The sequence below is a fragment of the Rhizobium sp. OAE497 genome (assembly GCF_040546565.1).
Classification (GTDB): Bacteria; Pseudomonadota; Alphaproteobacteria; order Rhizobiales; family Rhizobiaceae; genus Rhizobium.
In genome coordinates this window covers 376,423-390,513 of sequence record NZ_JBEPOA010000001.1, presented here as the reverse complement: position 1 = coordinate 390,513, position 14,091 = coordinate 376,423, and the positions used below count along the sequence as shown (strand labels likewise).

17 protein-coding genes are annotated in these 14,091 nt (G+C 62.2%); 6 read left to right on the top strand and 11 right to left on the bottom strand.

Annotated features, from left to right (window positions below; all coding sequences use genetic code 11):
* Window positions 1-73: 73 nt before the first annotated feature.
* The gene (locus ABIE40_RS01980; protein WP_025555363.1) at window positions 74-793 is read right to left on the bottom strand and encodes an anti-sigma factor; all 720 of its coding nucleotides are present in this window, start codon (window positions 791-793) and stop codon (window positions 74-76) included.
* Entirely contained in the window at window positions 790-1,329 is a 540-nt protein-coding gene (locus ABIE40_RS01975; RefSeq protein WP_199626071.1) for a sigma-70 family RNA polymerase sigma factor, read from the bottom strand. The genes ABIE40_RS01980 and ABIE40_RS01975 overlap by 4 nt, the downstream gene beginning before the upstream one ends.
* A gap of 144 nt (window positions 1,330-1,473) precedes the next feature.
* Here ABIE40_RS01975 and argB point away from each other — a divergent pair, with 144 nt between their 5' ends.
* Window positions 1,474-2,361 (top strand): acetylglutamate kinase, encoded by an 888-nt coding sequence (gene argB, locus ABIE40_RS01970; RefSeq protein WP_025555365.1) that lies wholly within the window; start codon window positions 1,474-1,476, stop codon window positions 2,359-2,361.
* Between the two features lie 7 nt (window positions 2,362-2,368).
* Here argB and ABIE40_RS01965 read toward each other — a convergent pair whose 3' ends face one another.
* Genes ABIE40_RS01965 through bchE form a run of 3 tightly spaced genes read right to left on the bottom strand, consistent with a single transcriptional unit; the run spans window position 2,369 to window position 5,797 of the window.
* Window positions 2,369-3,142 (bottom strand): isocitrate lyase/PEP mutase family protein, encoded by a 774-nt coding sequence (locus ABIE40_RS01965; RefSeq protein ID WP_199626070.1) that lies wholly within the window; start codon window positions 3,140-3,142, stop codon window positions 2,369-2,371.
* Window positions 3,139-4,218: a bifunctional transcriptional activator/DNA repair enzyme AdaA gene (locus tag ABIE40_RS01960; RefSeq protein WP_199626069.1), complete on the bottom strand. Its 1,080-nt coding sequence runs from the start codon at window positions 4,216-4,218 to the stop codon at window positions 3,139-3,141. The genes ABIE40_RS01965 and ABIE40_RS01960 overlap by 4 nt, the downstream gene beginning before the upstream one ends.
* Window positions 4,219-4,273: 55 nt before the next feature.
* On the bottom strand, window positions 4,274-5,797 hold the full coding sequence (gene bchE, locus ABIE40_RS01955) for a magnesium-protoporphyrin IX monomethyl ester anaerobic oxidative cyclase (protein WP_199626068.1): 1,524 nt from the start codon (window positions 5,795-5,797) through the stop codon (window positions 4,274-4,276).
* Window positions 5,798-5,971: 174 nt separating this feature from the next.
* On the opposite strand from bchE, the gene ABIE40_RS01950 reads away from it, so the two are divergent.
* Both ABIE40_RS01950 and ABIE40_RS01945 read left to right on the top strand, forming a co-directional pair.
* On the top strand, window positions 5,972-6,679 hold the full coding sequence (locus ABIE40_RS01950; protein ID WP_025555369.1) for a pyrimidine 5'-nucleotidase: 708 nt from the start codon (window positions 5,972-5,974) through the stop codon (window positions 6,677-6,679).
* Between the two features lie 101 nt (window positions 6,680-6,780).
* Window positions 6,781-7,392 carry an EF-hand domain-containing protein gene (locus ABIE40_RS01945; protein ID WP_199626067.1) on the top strand — a complete coding sequence of 204 codons (612 nt, stop codon included), beginning with the start codon at window positions 6,781-6,783 and terminating at the stop codon, window positions 7,390-7,392.
* Between the two features lie 49 nt (window positions 7,393-7,441).
* Here ABIE40_RS01945 and ABIE40_RS01940 read toward each other — a convergent pair whose 3' ends face one another.
* Entirely contained in the window at window positions 7,442-8,308 is an 867-nt protein-coding gene (locus tag ABIE40_RS01940; protein ID WP_199626066.1) for an LOG family protein, read from the bottom strand.
* A gap of 181 nt (window positions 8,309-8,489) precedes the next feature.
* On the opposite strand from ABIE40_RS01940, the gene dapD reads away from it, so the two are divergent.
* The 3 genes from dapD (at window position 8,490) to ABIE40_RS01925 (ending at window position 11,237) form a co-directional block, all read left to right on the top strand.
* Entirely contained in the window at window positions 8,490-9,350 is an 861-nt protein-coding gene (dapD, locus tag ABIE40_RS01935) for a 2,3,4,5-tetrahydropyridine-2,6-dicarboxylate N-succinyltransferase (RefSeq protein WP_199626065.1), read from the top strand.
* Window positions 9,351-9,460: 110 nt separating this feature from the next.
* Window positions 9,461-10,654: a succinyl-diaminopimelate desuccinylase gene (gene dapE / locus ABIE40_RS01930; RefSeq protein WP_199626064.1), complete on the top strand. Its 1,194-nt coding sequence runs from the start codon at window positions 9,461-9,463 to the stop codon at window positions 10,652-10,654.
* A complete protein-coding gene (locus tag ABIE40_RS01925; protein WP_025555447.1) occupies window positions 10,641-11,237 on the top strand; it encodes a hypothetical protein in 597 nt (198 codons plus the stop codon). Before dapE ends, ABIE40_RS01925 begins: the two co-directional genes overlap by 14 nt.
* Here ABIE40_RS01925 and arsC read toward each other — a convergent pair.
* Genes arsC through ABIE40_RS01900 form a run of 5 tightly spaced genes read right to left on the bottom strand, consistent with a single transcriptional unit; the run spans window position 11,225 to window position 14,063 of the window.
* Window positions 11,225-11,641 (bottom strand): arsenate reductase (glutaredoxin), encoded by a 417-nt coding sequence (gene arsC / locus ABIE40_RS01920; RefSeq protein WP_199626063.1) that lies wholly within the window; start codon window positions 11,639-11,641, stop codon window positions 11,225-11,227. The two genes, ABIE40_RS01925 and arsC, sit on opposite strands and share 13 nt — an antisense overlap.
* Window positions 11,619-12,425: a tRNA pseudouridine(38-40) synthase TruA gene (gene truA, locus ABIE40_RS01915; RefSeq protein WP_199626062.1), complete on the bottom strand. Its 807-nt coding sequence runs from the start codon at window positions 12,423-12,425 to the stop codon at window positions 11,619-11,621. The genes arsC and truA overlap by 23 nt, the downstream gene beginning before the upstream one ends.
* Entirely contained in the window at window positions 12,425-13,360 is a 936-nt protein-coding gene (gene fmt, locus ABIE40_RS01910; protein ID WP_199626061.1) for a methionyl-tRNA formyltransferase, read from the bottom strand. The genes truA and fmt overlap by 1 nt, the downstream gene beginning before the upstream one ends.
* 20 nt (window positions 13,361-13,380) lie before the next feature.
* Window positions 13,381-13,803, bottom strand: coding sequence for a type II toxin-antitoxin system VapC family toxin (locus tag ABIE40_RS01905; RefSeq protein WP_199626060.1), 423 nt, complete (start codon window positions 13,801-13,803; stop codon window positions 13,381-13,383).
* Window positions 13,800-14,063 (bottom strand): FitA-like ribbon-helix-helix domain-containing protein, encoded by a 264-nt coding sequence (locus tag ABIE40_RS01900; RefSeq protein WP_199626059.1) that lies wholly within the window; start codon window positions 14,061-14,063, stop codon window positions 13,800-13,802. Before ABIE40_RS01900 ends, ABIE40_RS01905 begins: the two co-directional genes overlap by 4 nt.
* Window positions 14,064-14,091 lie beyond the last annotated feature (28 nt).

The following is a 14,091-nucleotide window of genomic DNA, read 5'->3' as shown; positions in this document are numbered from 1 at the left end:
TGATGCCTCGCGCCGCCCGGTCAGGAGAGCTACGGAGGCTTTCGGAAAAGAGTTTCAGACGGGACTGAAGTTTTTACGGATGGTGTGCCGCGCCGCTGGCGATCACGGGTCCGGTGGGCAGACCTGTGGTCGAGCCGCCGAAGGGTTCGAGGCTGACCGCGAGCGTAGCGCCTTCGCCGATCTGGCTGCGCATATTGGCCGGGATCAAGAGATCCCCGCCCTCACCCGGCTGGAAGACGCCGAGAGACTGCGGTGCACCGCTGCCCGGGACGAGCCACAGCTGCAGCGATTTTTCTTCGGGCTTGCCGGCTGCGACAGGGACGATGCGAAGACGACCGGTATCTGCCTGATAGGAGGCCAGCAGATTGACCTGGCTGCCTGCGGCCGACAATTCCGCCACCAGCGGCGCTGCGCCCTGCGGCGGCGGCACGATGCCGGAGGCGAAAATGATCGCACCGGCGGCAACGACCAGCGAGGCGAAGGTCAGCGAGCGCCAGAAGACCGCCGAATTCCAGAGGCCGCGCGAGAAAGAGGGCGAATGCGCCGCATCGCCGAAAAGCCGGGCCTCGACCTGCTTGAAGGTCTCGCGGCTCGGGGCGACGCTTTCATATTCATCGTTGAAGGCGGAGAGGTTGGTTTCCCAGCGGCTGACGATGGCGGCAAACTGCCGGTCGCGGCGCATGCGTTCTTCGACGACCCGCCGATCCTGGTAAGAGAGAACGCCAAGAACATACTCGCCTGCGAGCACTTCGTCGCGAGAGCGGCCTCCCTTGCTTTGATCAGGCGATGTCATCGTTCCATGCACTCTCTCAGCTTCAAAAGGCTGCGCCGCAGCCATGTCCGCATGGTGTTGAGCGGAACGCCGAACTGATCGGCAAGTTCCTGGTAGCTCAGTCCTTCGACATAGGCCCGCCTAACCGATGTCGCCCTGTCAGCTTCCAACTCTTCCATGCAGGTGTCAATCCGCCTTCCTTCATCGGATATCATAGCTTGCTTTTCCGGATCCAATCCGGAGTCGGCAAGATCGTAGGCGGTGTCCAATTCATCGGCGACCGGCTTTCGTGCCCGCATCGTGTCGATTGCCTGATTGCGCGCAATTGCCGCAAGCCAGGAATTGGGAGCGCCCTGCGATGAGGCGAAGGCCTTGGCGCGCTGCCAGATCTTCACATAGATCTCCTGCAACGCCTCCTCGGCTTCCGCCCGATCCTTCAAGATACGCAGGCAGATCGCAAAAAGTTTCGGGCTTGTTTCCCGATAAAGTGCGACGAACGCCTGGCGGTCGGACATCGCCACGCGGCCAATCAGTTTTGCGAGTTCGTCGCCTGTCATGCCGCTGCCGCTCTCCCTGTGCTCCCCTAGATAAAAGGCAGGGCGCAAAATTGACAAGAGCGCAGCCAACTAATGACCTGCACATTATTCCATCTGTCAAAAACTTGAGATAAAAGGCCCGCGATCCATTCTGCGGGGTAAGCCATGAACCAGTCCGAAAGCGAAATGCAGGCCCATCTTCTCGCGCAGGCGCTGCCTTACATGCAGCGCTACGAGAACAAGACGATCGTCGTGAAATACGGCGGCCATGCCATGGGCAACCCCGAACTCGGCAAGGCTTTCGCCAGCGACATCGCGCTTCTGAAGCAGTCGGGCGTCAATCCGATCGTCGTCCACGGCGGCGGTCCTCAGATCGGCGCGATGCTGACGAAGATGGGCATCGAATCCAAGTTCGAAGGCGGTCTGCGCGTTACCGACGCCAAGACGGTCGAGATCGTCGAGATGGTTCTCGCCGGCTCGATCAACAAGGAAATCGTTGCGCTGATCAACCAGACCGGCGAATGGGCGATCGGCCTCTGCGGCAAAGACGGCAACATGGTCTTCGCCGAAAAGGCGCAGAAGAAGATCAAGGATCCGGATTCCAACATCGAGCGCGTTCTCGATCTCGGCTTCGTCGGCGAAGTCGTCGAAGTCGACCGCACGCTGCTCGACCTGCTCGCCCGCTCCGAGATGATCCCGGTTATCGCACCGGTCGCTCCCGGCCGCGACGGCGCGACCTACAACATCAATGCCGATACGTTCGCAGGCGCGATCGCCGGTGCGCTGAACGCCACCCGCCTGCTCTTCCTCACCGACGTTCCCGGCGTTCTCGACAAGCAGGGCAACCTGATCAAGGAACTCTCCGTCGCCCAGGCGCATGCGCTGATCGCCGACGGCACGATCTCGGGCGGCATGATCCCGAAGGTCGAGACCTGCATCGACGCCATCAAGGCAGGCGTCCAGGGCGTCGTTATCCTGAACGGCAAGACGGCCCATTCCGTCCTGCTCGAAATCTTCACGGAACATGGTGCGGGCACGCTGATCGTGCCCTGAGCACCCTTCAAGGCGCGGCGGCGTAAACCGCTGCCGCGGCCTCCTTCAGCTTTTCCATCATCATCCGGTAAGGTCCCGGGCCGTAGCTGATACGGCCGACGCCGAGGCTTGCCAGGATTTTCGCGTCAGGGACACCCGCGCGCATAATGATGTTGACCGGCAGCGTGGAAGCCGCGCAGATTTTCTCGATGAGCGCAGGATTGGCGAGGCCAGGTACGAAGAGGCCATTGGCACCGGCCGCCGCATAGGCCTTACCGCGTGCTATCGCTTCATCGACGAGACCTGCGTGCTTGGCCTCATCGCGTTCTGCGAGGAAGAGATCGGTTCTGGCATTGATGAAGAACGCGATGCCGCGGGCATCCGCCATCGCCCGGATCGCCTTGATCTTGGCCGCCTGCTTTTCCGCCGGATGCAGGCCACTCCCGCCGACGATCTGATCCTCGAAATTGACACCGATGGCTCCTGCCTCGATCACCTTGGCGACATTGGCCGCAGCACCATCCGGCTCTTCTGAATAGGCGCCCTCGAAATCAACGGAAAGCGGCAGATCAGTTGATGCGGCGATTGCTCTCGCCGTATCGATAAGCGCCGCCATCGGCAGTTCCTGGCCATCGGCATAGCCCTGCGCAGCGGCAACCGACCAGCTGCCCGTCGCCAACGCCTTGGCGCCGCCCTCGGCCACCGCCTTTGCGGTTCCCGCATCCCAGATATTGTAGAGAACGACCGGCTTGCCCTTCTGGTGCAGTGCCGCGAATGCCTTTGCCTTGTCCGCCTGGTTCATGATGCTTCCTCCATCTGGGGCTTTGCCGCCCGCATTTTCGCTTCGTGTTTCAAAAGCCACTGCTTGCGCCAGAGGCCACCGCCGTATCCGGTCAGCGATCCGTCCGCGCCGATCAGCCGGTGGCAGGGGATGACGACGGCGATCTGGTTGGCGCCGTTCGCCCGCCCCACAGCGCGGACGACTTGCGGATTGTCCATGTCGCGGGCGAGATCGCCATAGGCGCGCGTCTCGCCGACGGGAATGCGGATCAGCCTCGCCCAAATCTCCCGCTCGAAGTCCGTGGCAAAACTCAGCGCCAAAGGCGTCTCAAATTCCGTCAACCGGCCGTCGAAATAGGCTTTCATCTCCGCCTCTATCCGCTCGATCGCCGACGTCCTTCCGGCTGCAACAGTCGAGCGCGTCTTGCGCTGCAGCTTCTCGAGTTCGCCCGGCAACGCCTTGCGATCGTGAAACTCGAGGAGATGCAGATGCGTCTGGTCGGCCACCGCAATCATCGGCCCGAGCGGCGTATCGAAGATATCGGCAAAGAGCAGTTCGCGGTTCTGCACGATCACAGGCGCCTTGCCGATCATCCGGTGGAAGGCAGCGCGAAAGCTGCTGGCGGATTCATAGCCGGCATCCAGCTGCGCATCGATGACGCGGGCGCCATCGGCCAGCTGCTTGGCGGCCTGACCGAGGCGGCGGTAACGGGCGATATCGAGAAAGGTCATGCCGAGTGCGCGCTTGAAGGCGCGGCGAACGGTCGAGGGATCGTAGCCGAGATCGACGAGATCATCCTCCGTCCAGCGCACCGAGGGATCGCGATCCAGCGCCTTCAGGAGATCATCGACGATCGCTTCACGCCCCGCCTGCTCCAGCGGTCTGCAGCGCTGACAGGGACGGAAGCCCGACTGCATGCAGGTGGCGATGGAATCATAGAACAGCGTATTCTCCCGCTTCGGCTTGCGCGCCGGGCAGGTCAGCCGGCAGAAGACGCCCGTCGTCTTGACGCAGGCATAAGCGAGCCCCTCGTAATCGGAGCTCCGGGCAATCAGCGCACCATAAAGCGCATCGTCATCTGGCAGATCAAACAGCATGGCGTCTTTCTACCACCGCACCGACCGGCCGTCCGCCCGAAAACGGGCGTCTATTTTATTCGGCGGCGTCGAGGCTTTTTGCACGCCTTGCAGGACGCAGCATGGATTCCTCCTCGGCATCCTGCGGCGCGCCCCAGAATGCTTCGAGGCTGGGACCAGCCTTAAGATGCCGCCGTCGAAAGAGAAACTCGAATATCTCATGCACCCAGACCCGGCGCCCCATCTGCGTATACCACCGCATGGAATGGCGCTGCTGCCTGTCGCGATGGAAGAGGCCGCGCATCAGCGCCTTTGGGCGGGCCTGGATTGCGACCTCGATCAGCTTGACCGCAGCGAGCAGGACGGCCGGGTGCAGGTGGCGCATCTGCAGGACCTGATGTTTGTAGTCCCACTTGCGAATATCGGCCTCGATCACCTGTCTGCTGCGCGCGATGCGGAAGAACGGCGTCCAGCGATGCGGCGTGACATAGAGCGCCTGGATCTGGTCGGGATCATAGGCGAGCAACTGGCGGAAGCCGCGCCAGAGGTCGCTCAGCTTCTCCTCGTCGAACCCGACGACCCATGTCGCCATCGAAAGAATGTCGTGCTGGCGCAGGAGGCGGATCGCCTCGCGGTCCGTTGCCTTGCCGCCGCCCTTCTTGATCAGCGCCAGCGTTGCCTCGTCGGTATTCTCCATGCCGAGAAGCCATCGGACGACCCCGGCCTTGCGATAGAGATGAAGGATGTCGGCATCGCGCACGATGTCGTCGGCCCGCGTCGAACCGACGATCTGGACCGGGACGTTCTCGGCGATCATTGCTTCCAGAAAAGCGAGCCATGCCTTTCGCGAGGAAGTCGGGTTCTCGTCGGCGAGATTGATCAGCTCGACGCCTTCCTCGCGATAGAGGCGTGCGATCTCGCGGGCGAAGAGTACGGGCGACCGGTGGCGCCACCGCGTCCAGAAACCGCGCTGGCCACAGTAGTTGCAAAGATGGGGACAGCCCCGCGAGAACTGCAGGACGACCGCGCGCTTTCCACCCCAATAGCTGTAGCGGCGATGATCGATCAGCTCCCAGCCGATGCGATAGTCATCGAGGTCGGAAATCGCCTGCATCGGCGGCGTCGCCACGATCTCGCCGGCCTCGCTTCGGAACGCGATGCCCGGCACTGAGCCGAGCGCACCGCCATTGTCCAGCGCAGCAGCCAGGCGCCGCATCGTCTCCTCGCCCTCCCCGCGCACCAAGACATCGAAGGCCTCTGTTTCCGCCAGCACCTCGCGCCAGTGATAGGTCGGGAAGACCCCGCCATAGACGATGCGTATCCCTGGCTTGACGGCCTTGATGGCCTGCGCGATCGCACAGGCCGTCGGATGCGCTGACGTCGAGCCCGAGTGTCCGATCAAGACAAGATCGGGATCGCCGACGTGACTGACGATGTCAGGGATCGCCATCGGCCCGAAGTCGGCATCGACAAGCCGGACGGCGTGACCGTCATCGATTAGGGGACCACCAACCGCGAGAAGTCCGAGCGGCGGAAGATGGTCGTCGGGAATGCGGCTGCCGATCGCGGTATGAGGTGGGTTTATCAGAACGATTTTCATGCACTGCCCCCGGTGCGCCTGCCTCTATGCATAAATCAACAGCGATACATGGCGGCATCAGGTCAAAATCTCCTTAAAGTTGTGAAGACTTGAAGGCATTTTCGCGAAGTGCTTTGCCGCCTGGACCACGCGAAAGATTTTGGCTTCCTGCGCGAGGCATGCCATAAGGCGCGCATGACAAAGATCGACCGCACTCCGACGACTTCCGATTTTGCGCATGTGAGCGAATGGGTCTTCGACCTCGACAACACGCTCTACCCGCATCACATCAATCTCTTCGCGCAGATCGACAAGAACATGACGGCCTATGTGTCGGCGCTGTTGCAGTTGGAGCGGGACGAGGCGCGGAAGCTCCAGAAGCAGTATTATTACGATCACGGCACGACGCTTCAGGGGCTGATGATCCATCATGGGGTCGATCCCAACGATTTCCTCGAGAAGGCGCATGCGATCGATTACTCCTCGCTGCTGCCGCAACCGGAGCTTGGCGAGGCGATCAAGGCGCTGCCGGGCCGGAAGTTCATCTTCACCAATGGCAGCGTGAAGCACGCCGAGATGGCAGCGGGCGCGCTCGGCATTCTCGATCATTTCGACGATATCTTCGACATCGTCGCTGCCGATTTCGTGCCGAAGCCGGCGCAGGTGACCTATGACAAGTTCATGGCCCTGAAGCGCGTCGAGACCAGGAAGGCCGCGATGTTCGAGGACCTGCCGCGCAATCTCGTGGTGCCCAAGGCTCTCGGAATGGCGACGGTTCTTCTGGTGCCGAACAACCTCGAAGACACCGTCGTCGAGTGGTGGGAGAAGACCAGCGGCGACGAGGATCACATCGATTTCGTCACCGATGACCTCACCGCATTTCTGGCGAAGATTACCGGCTGACTTACGAAAGTTTCATCCAGCTTACCTAGGTTTAATTGGGTTTTCCGGCATCGCAGCCTTACCTTTTGGTCGTGAAGGGATACGAACCGAAAGGAATTCTCATGTATCGCAACAAGCTTATCCTGGCAGGTCTCTCCGCCGCTCTGATCGCCGGAGCCGCCGGCGCGAGCTTTGCTGCCAACGGCAAACATCCCGACCGGCCGCGCCACCACCACGAAATGATGGGCGGGCCGCGCGGCGCCGCCTTCCGTGAAATCGCCTTCGTGCGCATGCTGAAGCAGTTCGACGAGAACAAGGACGGCAAGATTTCCAAGCAGGAGGCGATCGATGGTGTCGACAAGATCTTCGCGGCCGCCGACAAGAACAATGACGGCAGCCTGACGCCCGGCGAAATCCGCGAATATCACCAGGCGCAGATCAAGGCTTGGCGCGATGCGCACAAGGACGCCAAGAAGGACGGCGGCGACGATCAGCAGATGGCTCAGAACGACGGCAAGGGCCGCCACGGCGGCCCCGATGGCCACCGCTGGGGCAAGCGCCATGGCGGCGACATGATGTTCGTCGCGATGATGCGCCGCGTCGACAAGGACGAGAACGGCCAGATTTCCAAGCAGGAAGCAGAAGATGCGATGAGCCGCTTCTTCGACCGCCTGGACACCAACAAGGACGGCTTCATCTCGATCGACGATATGCCCGACAGGCCGTTCCTCTAAGAGAGGCTGGAAAGATTGGAACCCGCCACGTCTCGCGGCGGGTTTTTTCTTATTCCTGGTGCTCGTAGAAATCCTGGATGATCTTCCAGGCAGCGTCGGCCGTGTCGACGAAACTGATGAGATTGACGTCGTCAGGGGCGATGGTGCCGAACTCGGCAAGCGCCTCGAAATTGACGATGCTGCGCCAGAACTTTTCACCGAACAGGATCAGCGGCATCTTTTCCATGCGGCCGGTCTGGATCAGCGTCAGGCACTCGAAGAACTCGTCGAGCGTGCCGAAGCCGCCGGGAAATACCGCGATCGCCTTTGCGCGCACCATGAAGTGCATCTTGCGGATGGCGAAATAGTGGAAATTGAAGCTGAGCTCCGGCGTCACATAGACGTTCGGCGCCTGCTCGTGCGGCAGCACGATGTTGAGGCCGATCGAAGGGGCGCCTTCATCCGCAGCGCCACGATTACCGGCTTCCATCACGCCCGGGCCGCCGCCGGTGACGATCACATACTCATGGAAATCGTGAGCTGCCGAATAGCGCGAGCAGAGACGGGCGAATTTGCGGGCCTCGTCGTAATAGACCGAGGCGGCCTCGAGATTGGCGCGCTGGATATCGTTGCGGGCCGCCCAGGCGCTCTGGCCGGGGGCCGGAATGCGGGCGCCGCCGAACATGACGACCGTCGATTTGATGCCGCGTTCGGCCAGCAGCATTTCCGGCTTAAGCAATTCGAGCTGAAGGCGGATCGGGCGCAGTTCTTCGCGGCAGAGGAAGTCTTCGTCGACATAGGCCAGGCGATAGGACGGCGATAGTGTCTGAGGCGTTTTCGGTACGGCGCGGGCGCGATCCTTGTCGGTTTCGCTCGTCTTCAGCGGATCCCAGACCCCATCCTTGCGCCGGAGCCTGCCATTCTTACCCTTTGCCATTCTCAAATGCCTTTCAGTCCTTACCAAGCGACGTCTTTAACGCCTTGAATCCAGAACGATCTGGTTCGAAAAATCATTCCATTTTGGGCGTCCATGCGATAGAGCAGATCGCATCTTGCCGATCACAATTCCCGGAGGCGCTGTAGCCTTCAGGATAAAGTTCGAAGTTTAAGGAATCCTCATGAGCGCTACCGATCTCGCATCCCTCGAAAAGACCATCGAAGCGGCCTTCGACAACCGCGACAACGTCAGCACGTCCACCAAGGGCGAAGTTCGCGATGCGGTGGAAGCTGCGCTCGAACTGCTCGATGGCGGCAAGGCTCGTGTGGCCGAGCGTGGTGCCGATGGCGCCTGGACGGTCAACCAGTGGCTTAAGAAAGCCGTGCTGCTCTCCTTCCGCCTGAACGACATGGAAGTCGTCAAGGGCGGTTCGGGCAACTCGACCTGGTGGGACAAGGTTCCCTCGAAGTTCGAAGGCTGGGGCGAGAACCAGTATCGTGACGCCGGCTTCCGCGCCGTTCCGAACTGCGTCGTGCGCCGCTCGGCCTTCATCGCCAAGAACGTCGTGCTGATGCCCTCCTTCGTGAACCTCGGCGCCTATGTCGGCGAAGGCACGATGGTCGATACCTGGGCGACCGTCGGTTCCTGCGCACAGATCGGCAAGCATGTGCATCTTTCGGGCGGCGTCGGCATCGGCGGCGTTCTGGAACCGATGCAGGCCGGCCCGACGATCATCGAAGACAACTGCTTCATCGGCGCCCGCTCGGAAGTCGTCGAAGGCTGCATCATCCGCGAGGGCTCGGTCCTCGGCATGGGCGTCTATATCGGCAAGTCGACCAAGATCGTCGACCGCGCCACCGGCGAAGTGATGTATGGCGAAGTGCCGCCCTATTCCGTCGTCGTCGCCGGCTCGATGCCATCAGGCAACAAGACCATGGCGAACGGCCTGCCGGCACCGCATCTCTACTGCGCCGTCATCGTCAAGCGCGTCGATGAGCAGACCCGCTCGAAGACCGGCATCAACGAGCTGCTGCGCGACTAAGCTGCAGTGACAGCCGGACCGCGATCCGGTAAACAGACGGCACCCTCTTAACGCGAGGCGGTCTCCGCCTCGCCATGCCTTTGCCATTCCTGCCGGATAATTCGACCGTCATGACCGCTACCGATCCCGTCGCCAACCTCCAGACCCTCATCCGCTGCCCGTCCGTTACGCCCGCCGAAGGTGGCGCGCTCTCGGCGCTCGACGCGATGCTTTCGCCGCTCGGCTTCAAGGTCGACAAGGTGATGGCTACCGAGCCGGGCACGCCCGATGTCGAGAACCTCTATGCGCGGATCGGCAATGACGGCCCGCATCTGATGTTTGCCGGGCATACGGATGTCGTGCCTGTCGGTGACGAGGCGGCATGGACGCACCCGCCCTTTGCCGCCGAAATCGCCGGCGGCGAAATGTTCGGCCGCGGCGCCGTGGACATGAAGGGCGGTATCGCCTGCTTCGTGGCCGCCGTTGCCCGCCACGTCGAAAAGCATGGTGCACTGAAGGGCTCGATCTCCTTCCTGATCACCGGTGACGAGGAGGGACCCTCGATCAACGGCACGATCAAGCTGCTGCAATGGGCGGCGGAACGCGGCGAGCGCTGGGATGCCTGCGTCGTCGGCGAACCGACCAATCCGGATGCGCTCGGCGACATGATCAAGATCGGCCGCCGCGGCTCGCTTTCGGGCAAAATCACCGTTCACGGCGTCCAGGGCCACGCCGCCTATCCGCATCTTGCCGACAATCCGGTGCGCGGCCTGCTGCAGCTGACGACGGCGCTGATGGATCCGCCCTTCGACGGCGGTACCGAGAGCTTCCAGGCCTCCAATCTCGAAGTGACGACCGTCGATGTCGGCAACCCGGCGACCAACGTCATTCCGGCGAAGGCGACGGCGAGCTTCAACATCCGCTTCAACGACACCTGGACCGCCGACACGCTGCGGGCGGAAATCATCCGCCGCCTCGATGCCGCTGCGGCAGAGGGCAAACTGCGTCCGGGCCGCGAGCCGGTTCGCTACGAGATCATCTGGGCTGATCGTCCCAGCCATGTCTTCCTAACGCGCAACAATGCGCTGATCGCCTCGCTTTCCTCCGCCGTCGAGAACATTACCGGCAAGGCGCCGAGGCTGTCGACGACGGGCGGCACGTCGGATGCGCGCTTCATCAAGGATTACTGCCCTGTCGTCGAATTCGGTCTCGTCGGGCAGACCATGCATATGGTCGATGAACGCGTTTCGGTCGCCGACCTGGAGACGCTGACGCAGATCTATCAGACCTTCATCGAGCGCTGGTTCGAGAATGCCGGGGCTTAGGGAAGTCCAATATTATCTGGCGGGACTCTGGCTGCTGATCCGCATGGATCCGCGCGGCTTCCGCTTTCTCGACGTCTCGGATCGCGGCGTCAACCGATCCTTCTGGGCGATGGTCTGGTGCCTGCCGCCCATGGGGATTTCGTGGCTCTGGTGGCGACAGGCCTTCCTGCAGACGATGCCGCCGCATTACGATGTCGGCCTGCCCTTCTATTTCCGGCTGGGCATGGTCGAGATCGCCAACTGGTTCGTGCCGCTGGTTCTCACCGGGATCCTGCTGCTGATCTTCAAGATGGGCAACCGCTTCGCCGCCGTCGTCGTCAGCGTCAACTGGCTGGGTGTGCCGCTCTCCTACATCAACGGGCTGCTGCTGGCGCTGGTGTTCTTCATTCCGGGCACGGTCAGCATCGTTTCCATCCTGCTGCTGATCCTGATGATCGCGCAGGTTTTCATCCTGGCCCGCATCCTGCGGATGATCTTTCACGGCCACGGGCTGATGGTCGGGGCGCTGACGCTGGCACTTCTGGTGCCGACGATGATGCTTGCCGAATACCTGCAGAAGTTTCTCGGGATCTATCCGGCCTGATTTCGGCCGGGAACGACTTCGCCATCTTCCTTTGTGAAGGTTCCGATATCGGGCTTGGGAAGGATGTCGAGCACCAGTTCGGACGGGCGGCAGAGGCGCGCGCCCTTCTCTGTCACCACGATCGGCCGGCTGATCAGGATCGGATGGGCCATCATCGCATCGACCAGTTCATCGTCCGAGAGCGCGGGATTATGGAGGCCGAGCTTGTGAAAGGGCGTGCCCTTCTCGCGCAGCAGATCGCGTGCGGACATCCCCAGTTCTGCGATCAGGGCAATCAGCTCGCCACGGGTTGGCGGCGTCTTCAGATATTCGATAACATCAGGCTCCTCGCCCGACTGGCGGATCATCGCCAGGGTGTTGCGCGAGGTGCCGCAGGCCGGGTTATGATAGATCTTCACCGTCATCGCTGCTCTCCGCCGTTGCGCGCCTATCCGTGATCACATCGGGGTAGTCGACCTGCATGAAATAGAGACCATCCGGCGGCGCCACCGGGCCACAGGCCTTGCGGTCACGCGCTTCGAGCGCGGCCTGCACATCGTCAGGCGTCCATTTTCCCTCGCCGGCGAGCTTCAGCGTTCCGGTGAAGGAGCGGATCTGATTGTGCAGGAAGCTCTGCGCCGTAGCGCGGATCTCGATGAGCTCGCCACTGCGGGTCACATCCAGCCTGTCCAGTGTGCGCACCGGACTGTTCGCCTGGCAATGCGCCGAGCGGAAGGTCGAGAAATCATGGTTGCCGACGAGGCGCTGGGCGGCCGCATGCATGGCCTCGTGATCGAGAACCTTCGGCACCCACCAGGCCTTTCCGGCCTCGATCGCCAGCGGCGCGCGGCGGGTGATGATCCGGTAGAGATAGTGGCGGCGCAGCGCCGAGAAGCGCGCGTCGAAGAGATCGCTGACGGCCTCGACATCGAGGATGGAAACCCGCTCGCTGGCGAGCTTCAGATGGGCATTCAGCGCATTCTGCAGCTTGAAGGGCGACCATTCCCTGGCGAGATCAGCATGGATGACCTGGCCAAGCCCATGAACGCCGGAATCGGTGCGCCCCGCGCCGCGGATCGAAACGGTCTCGCCGCTCAGCGACAGGATCGCGGCCTCGATGGCGCCCTGTACGGACGGGCCGTTATCCTGGCGCTGCCAGCCGACATAGGGCGCGCCGTCATATTCGACGGTCATCCGGTAGCGCGGCATCAGACGAGCCTTGTGCCGCGGGCAAGCGGCGTGCCGCGCAGGAAGTCTGCGGCAGGCAGCGGCTTGCCGCCGGCCTTCTGAAGCTCGGTCAGCCGGATAGCGCCGGTCGCGCAGGCAACGACCAGATCGTCGCTCAGCAACTCGCCCGCCGGGCCGCTGCCTTCGGCGAGTTCGGATCCGAGAACCTTGACGCGCTCCGGCTTGCCGCCGATCTCGAGTTCGAACCAGGCACCCGGGAACGGCGCCAGACCGCGGATGTGATTGTGAACGTCAGCAGCGTCCCTGGCAAAGTCGATCCGCGTTTCGCCCTTGTCGATCTTGCTCGCGTAGAGCACGCCTTCTTCCGGCTGCGGCGTCAGCGGCAGGTTGCCGCTCTCCAGTGCAACCATCGCCTCGCCGATCGCCCTGGCGCCGACATGCATCAGTTTATCGTGCAGCTCACCGGCCGTCATGTTCGGGGCGATCTCGACCTCGCGGGTGAGCGCGACAGGACCGGTATCCAGCCCCTTGTCCATCTTCATCACCATCATGCCGGTCTTTGCGTCACCGGCCATGATCGCCCGCTGAATCGGCGCGGCACCCCGCCAGCGCGGCAGCAGCGAGGCATGGCCGTTGTAGCAGCCGTCGCGCGTACCCGTCAGGATCGCTTCGGGAAGCAGAAGGCCATAGGCAACCACGACGGCGACATCAGCATCGAGTGCGCGGAATTTCTCGCGCTCTTCCGGATCCTTGAAATTCACCGGCGTGAAGACAGGCAGGCCGAGCAATTCGGCAGCCTGATGCACCGGCGACTTCTGTAGATCGAGCCCACGGCGGCCACCCGGACGCGGCGGCTGCGAATAGACGGCAACGATCTGATGCCCGGCATCGACAAGCGTGCGCAGCGTCGGAACCGAGAATTCGGGCGTGCCCATGAAGATGATGCGAAGTGACATACTATTCCGCCGTTTACCGATCAGCCGTCTTCAAACGGGTTTACGAGCTTGAGATCAAGCCCCTCGAAATCTTTTATGTTACGAGTCGCCAGCGTCGCGCCATGCGAGAGGCAGATGGCGGCGATCATGGCGTCCTTTGTTTCCATACGCCTTCCGCGCCTTTCTTGCTCGGCCCGGAGCTTCCCATAGCGGCGCGCCGCATCAACCGTGAAAGCCGCAATGCGCCCTGCAAAGGCTTGCTCAATCCGCAAATAGCTCTCGATCAAGCCGTCGCGCCGCCGGCCGTCAGGCAATCTTGAAAGGCCGTACTGAATCTCGGCGATGCTGATGGTGCTGATCAAGAGTTCGTCCGGACGATAGCCATTCAGCCACGAGACAAGCCGCTCGCTATACAGCCGACCTTCCAGCTCCGAAAGCACGTTGGTATCGAGCAGGACACTCATTCGTCGAACTTCGGCGGTTCGCGGTCGGGCTCTCGCCGGGCGGTCTCAATCGCTGCCAATTCGTCATCCGTCCACCGCTCGGTGGAAAGCAGTGCGGCGAGCCACTCGCCCGCCGGACGGCTGCCGCTCCCGGCGGAAGCAAGTGACCGGCGCAGATGAGCGATTGCCTCGTCGGAAAGACTGCGGCCGCTTTCGCGGGCGCGCTCCTGAAGCTCACGCTTCAGCGCATCATCCAGATTCCTGATCAGCAGATCGCCCACGAAAGTCTCCCATGATATCACTGATATC

What these genes read in the sequence shown, in the direction of transcription:
- argB (WP_025555365.1), top strand. Translation starts at nt 1,474, where the DNA reads ATGAACCAGTCCGAAAGCGAAATGCAGGCCCATCTTCTCGCGCAGGCG.
- ABIE40_RS01950 (WP_025555369.1), top strand. Translation starts at nt 5,972, where the DNA reads ATGACAAAGATCGACCGCACTCCGACGACTTCCGATTTTGCGCATGTG.
- ABIE40_RS01905 (WP_199626060.1), bottom strand. Translation starts at nt 13,803, where the DNA reads ATGAGTGTCCTGCTCGATACCAACGTGCTTTCGGAGCTGGAAGGTCGG.
- truA (WP_199626062.1), bottom strand. Translation starts at nt 12,425, where the DNA reads ATGCCGCGCTACCGGATGACCGTCGAATATGACGGCGCGCCCTATGTC.
- ABIE40_RS01975 (WP_199626071.1), bottom strand. Translation starts at nt 1,329, where the DNA reads ATGACAGGCGACGAACTCGCAAAACTGATTGGCCGCGTGGCGATGTCC.
- ABIE40_RS01960 (WP_199626069.1), bottom strand. Translation starts at nt 4,218, where the DNA reads ATGCTGTTTGATCTGCCAGATGACGATGCGCTTTATGGTGCGCTGATT.
- ABIE40_RS01965 (WP_199626070.1), bottom strand. Translation starts at nt 3,142, where the DNA reads ATGAACCAGGCGGACAAGGCAAAGGCATTCGCGGCACTGCACCAGAAG.
- arsC (WP_199626063.1), bottom strand. Translation starts at nt 11,641, where the DNA reads ATGACGGTGAAGATCTATCATAACCCGGCCTGCGGCACCTCGCGCAAC.
- ABIE40_RS01925 (WP_025555447.1), top strand. Translation starts at nt 10,641, where the DNA reads ATGCCGGGGCTTAGGGAAGTCCAATATTATCTGGCGGGACTCTGGCTG.
- ABIE40_RS01940 (WP_199626066.1), bottom strand. Translation starts at nt 8,308, where the DNA reads ATGGCAAAGGGTAAGAATGGCAGGCTCCGGCGCAAGGATGGGGTCTGG.
- ABIE40_RS01945 (WP_199626067.1), top strand. Translation starts at nt 6,781, where the DNA reads ATGTATCGCAACAAGCTTATCCTGGCAGGTCTCTCCGCCGCTCTGATC.
- dapE (WP_199626064.1), top strand. Translation starts at nt 9,461, where the DNA reads ATGACCGCTACCGATCCCGTCGCCAACCTCCAGACCCTCATCCGCTGC.
- fmt (WP_199626061.1), bottom strand. Translation starts at nt 13,360, where the DNA reads ATGTCACTTCGCATCATCTTCATGGGCACGCCCGAATTCTCGGTTCCG.
- ABIE40_RS01980 (WP_025555363.1), bottom strand. Translation starts at nt 793, where the DNA reads ATGACATCGCCTGATCAAAGCAAGGGAGGCCGCTCTCGCGACGAAGTG.
- bchE (WP_199626068.1), bottom strand. Translation starts at nt 5,797, where the DNA reads ATGAAAATCGTTCTGATAAACCCACCTCATACCGCGATCGGCAGCCGC.
- dapD (WP_199626065.1), top strand. Translation starts at nt 8,490, where the DNA reads ATGAGCGCTACCGATCTCGCATCCCTCGAAAAGACCATCGAAGCGGCC.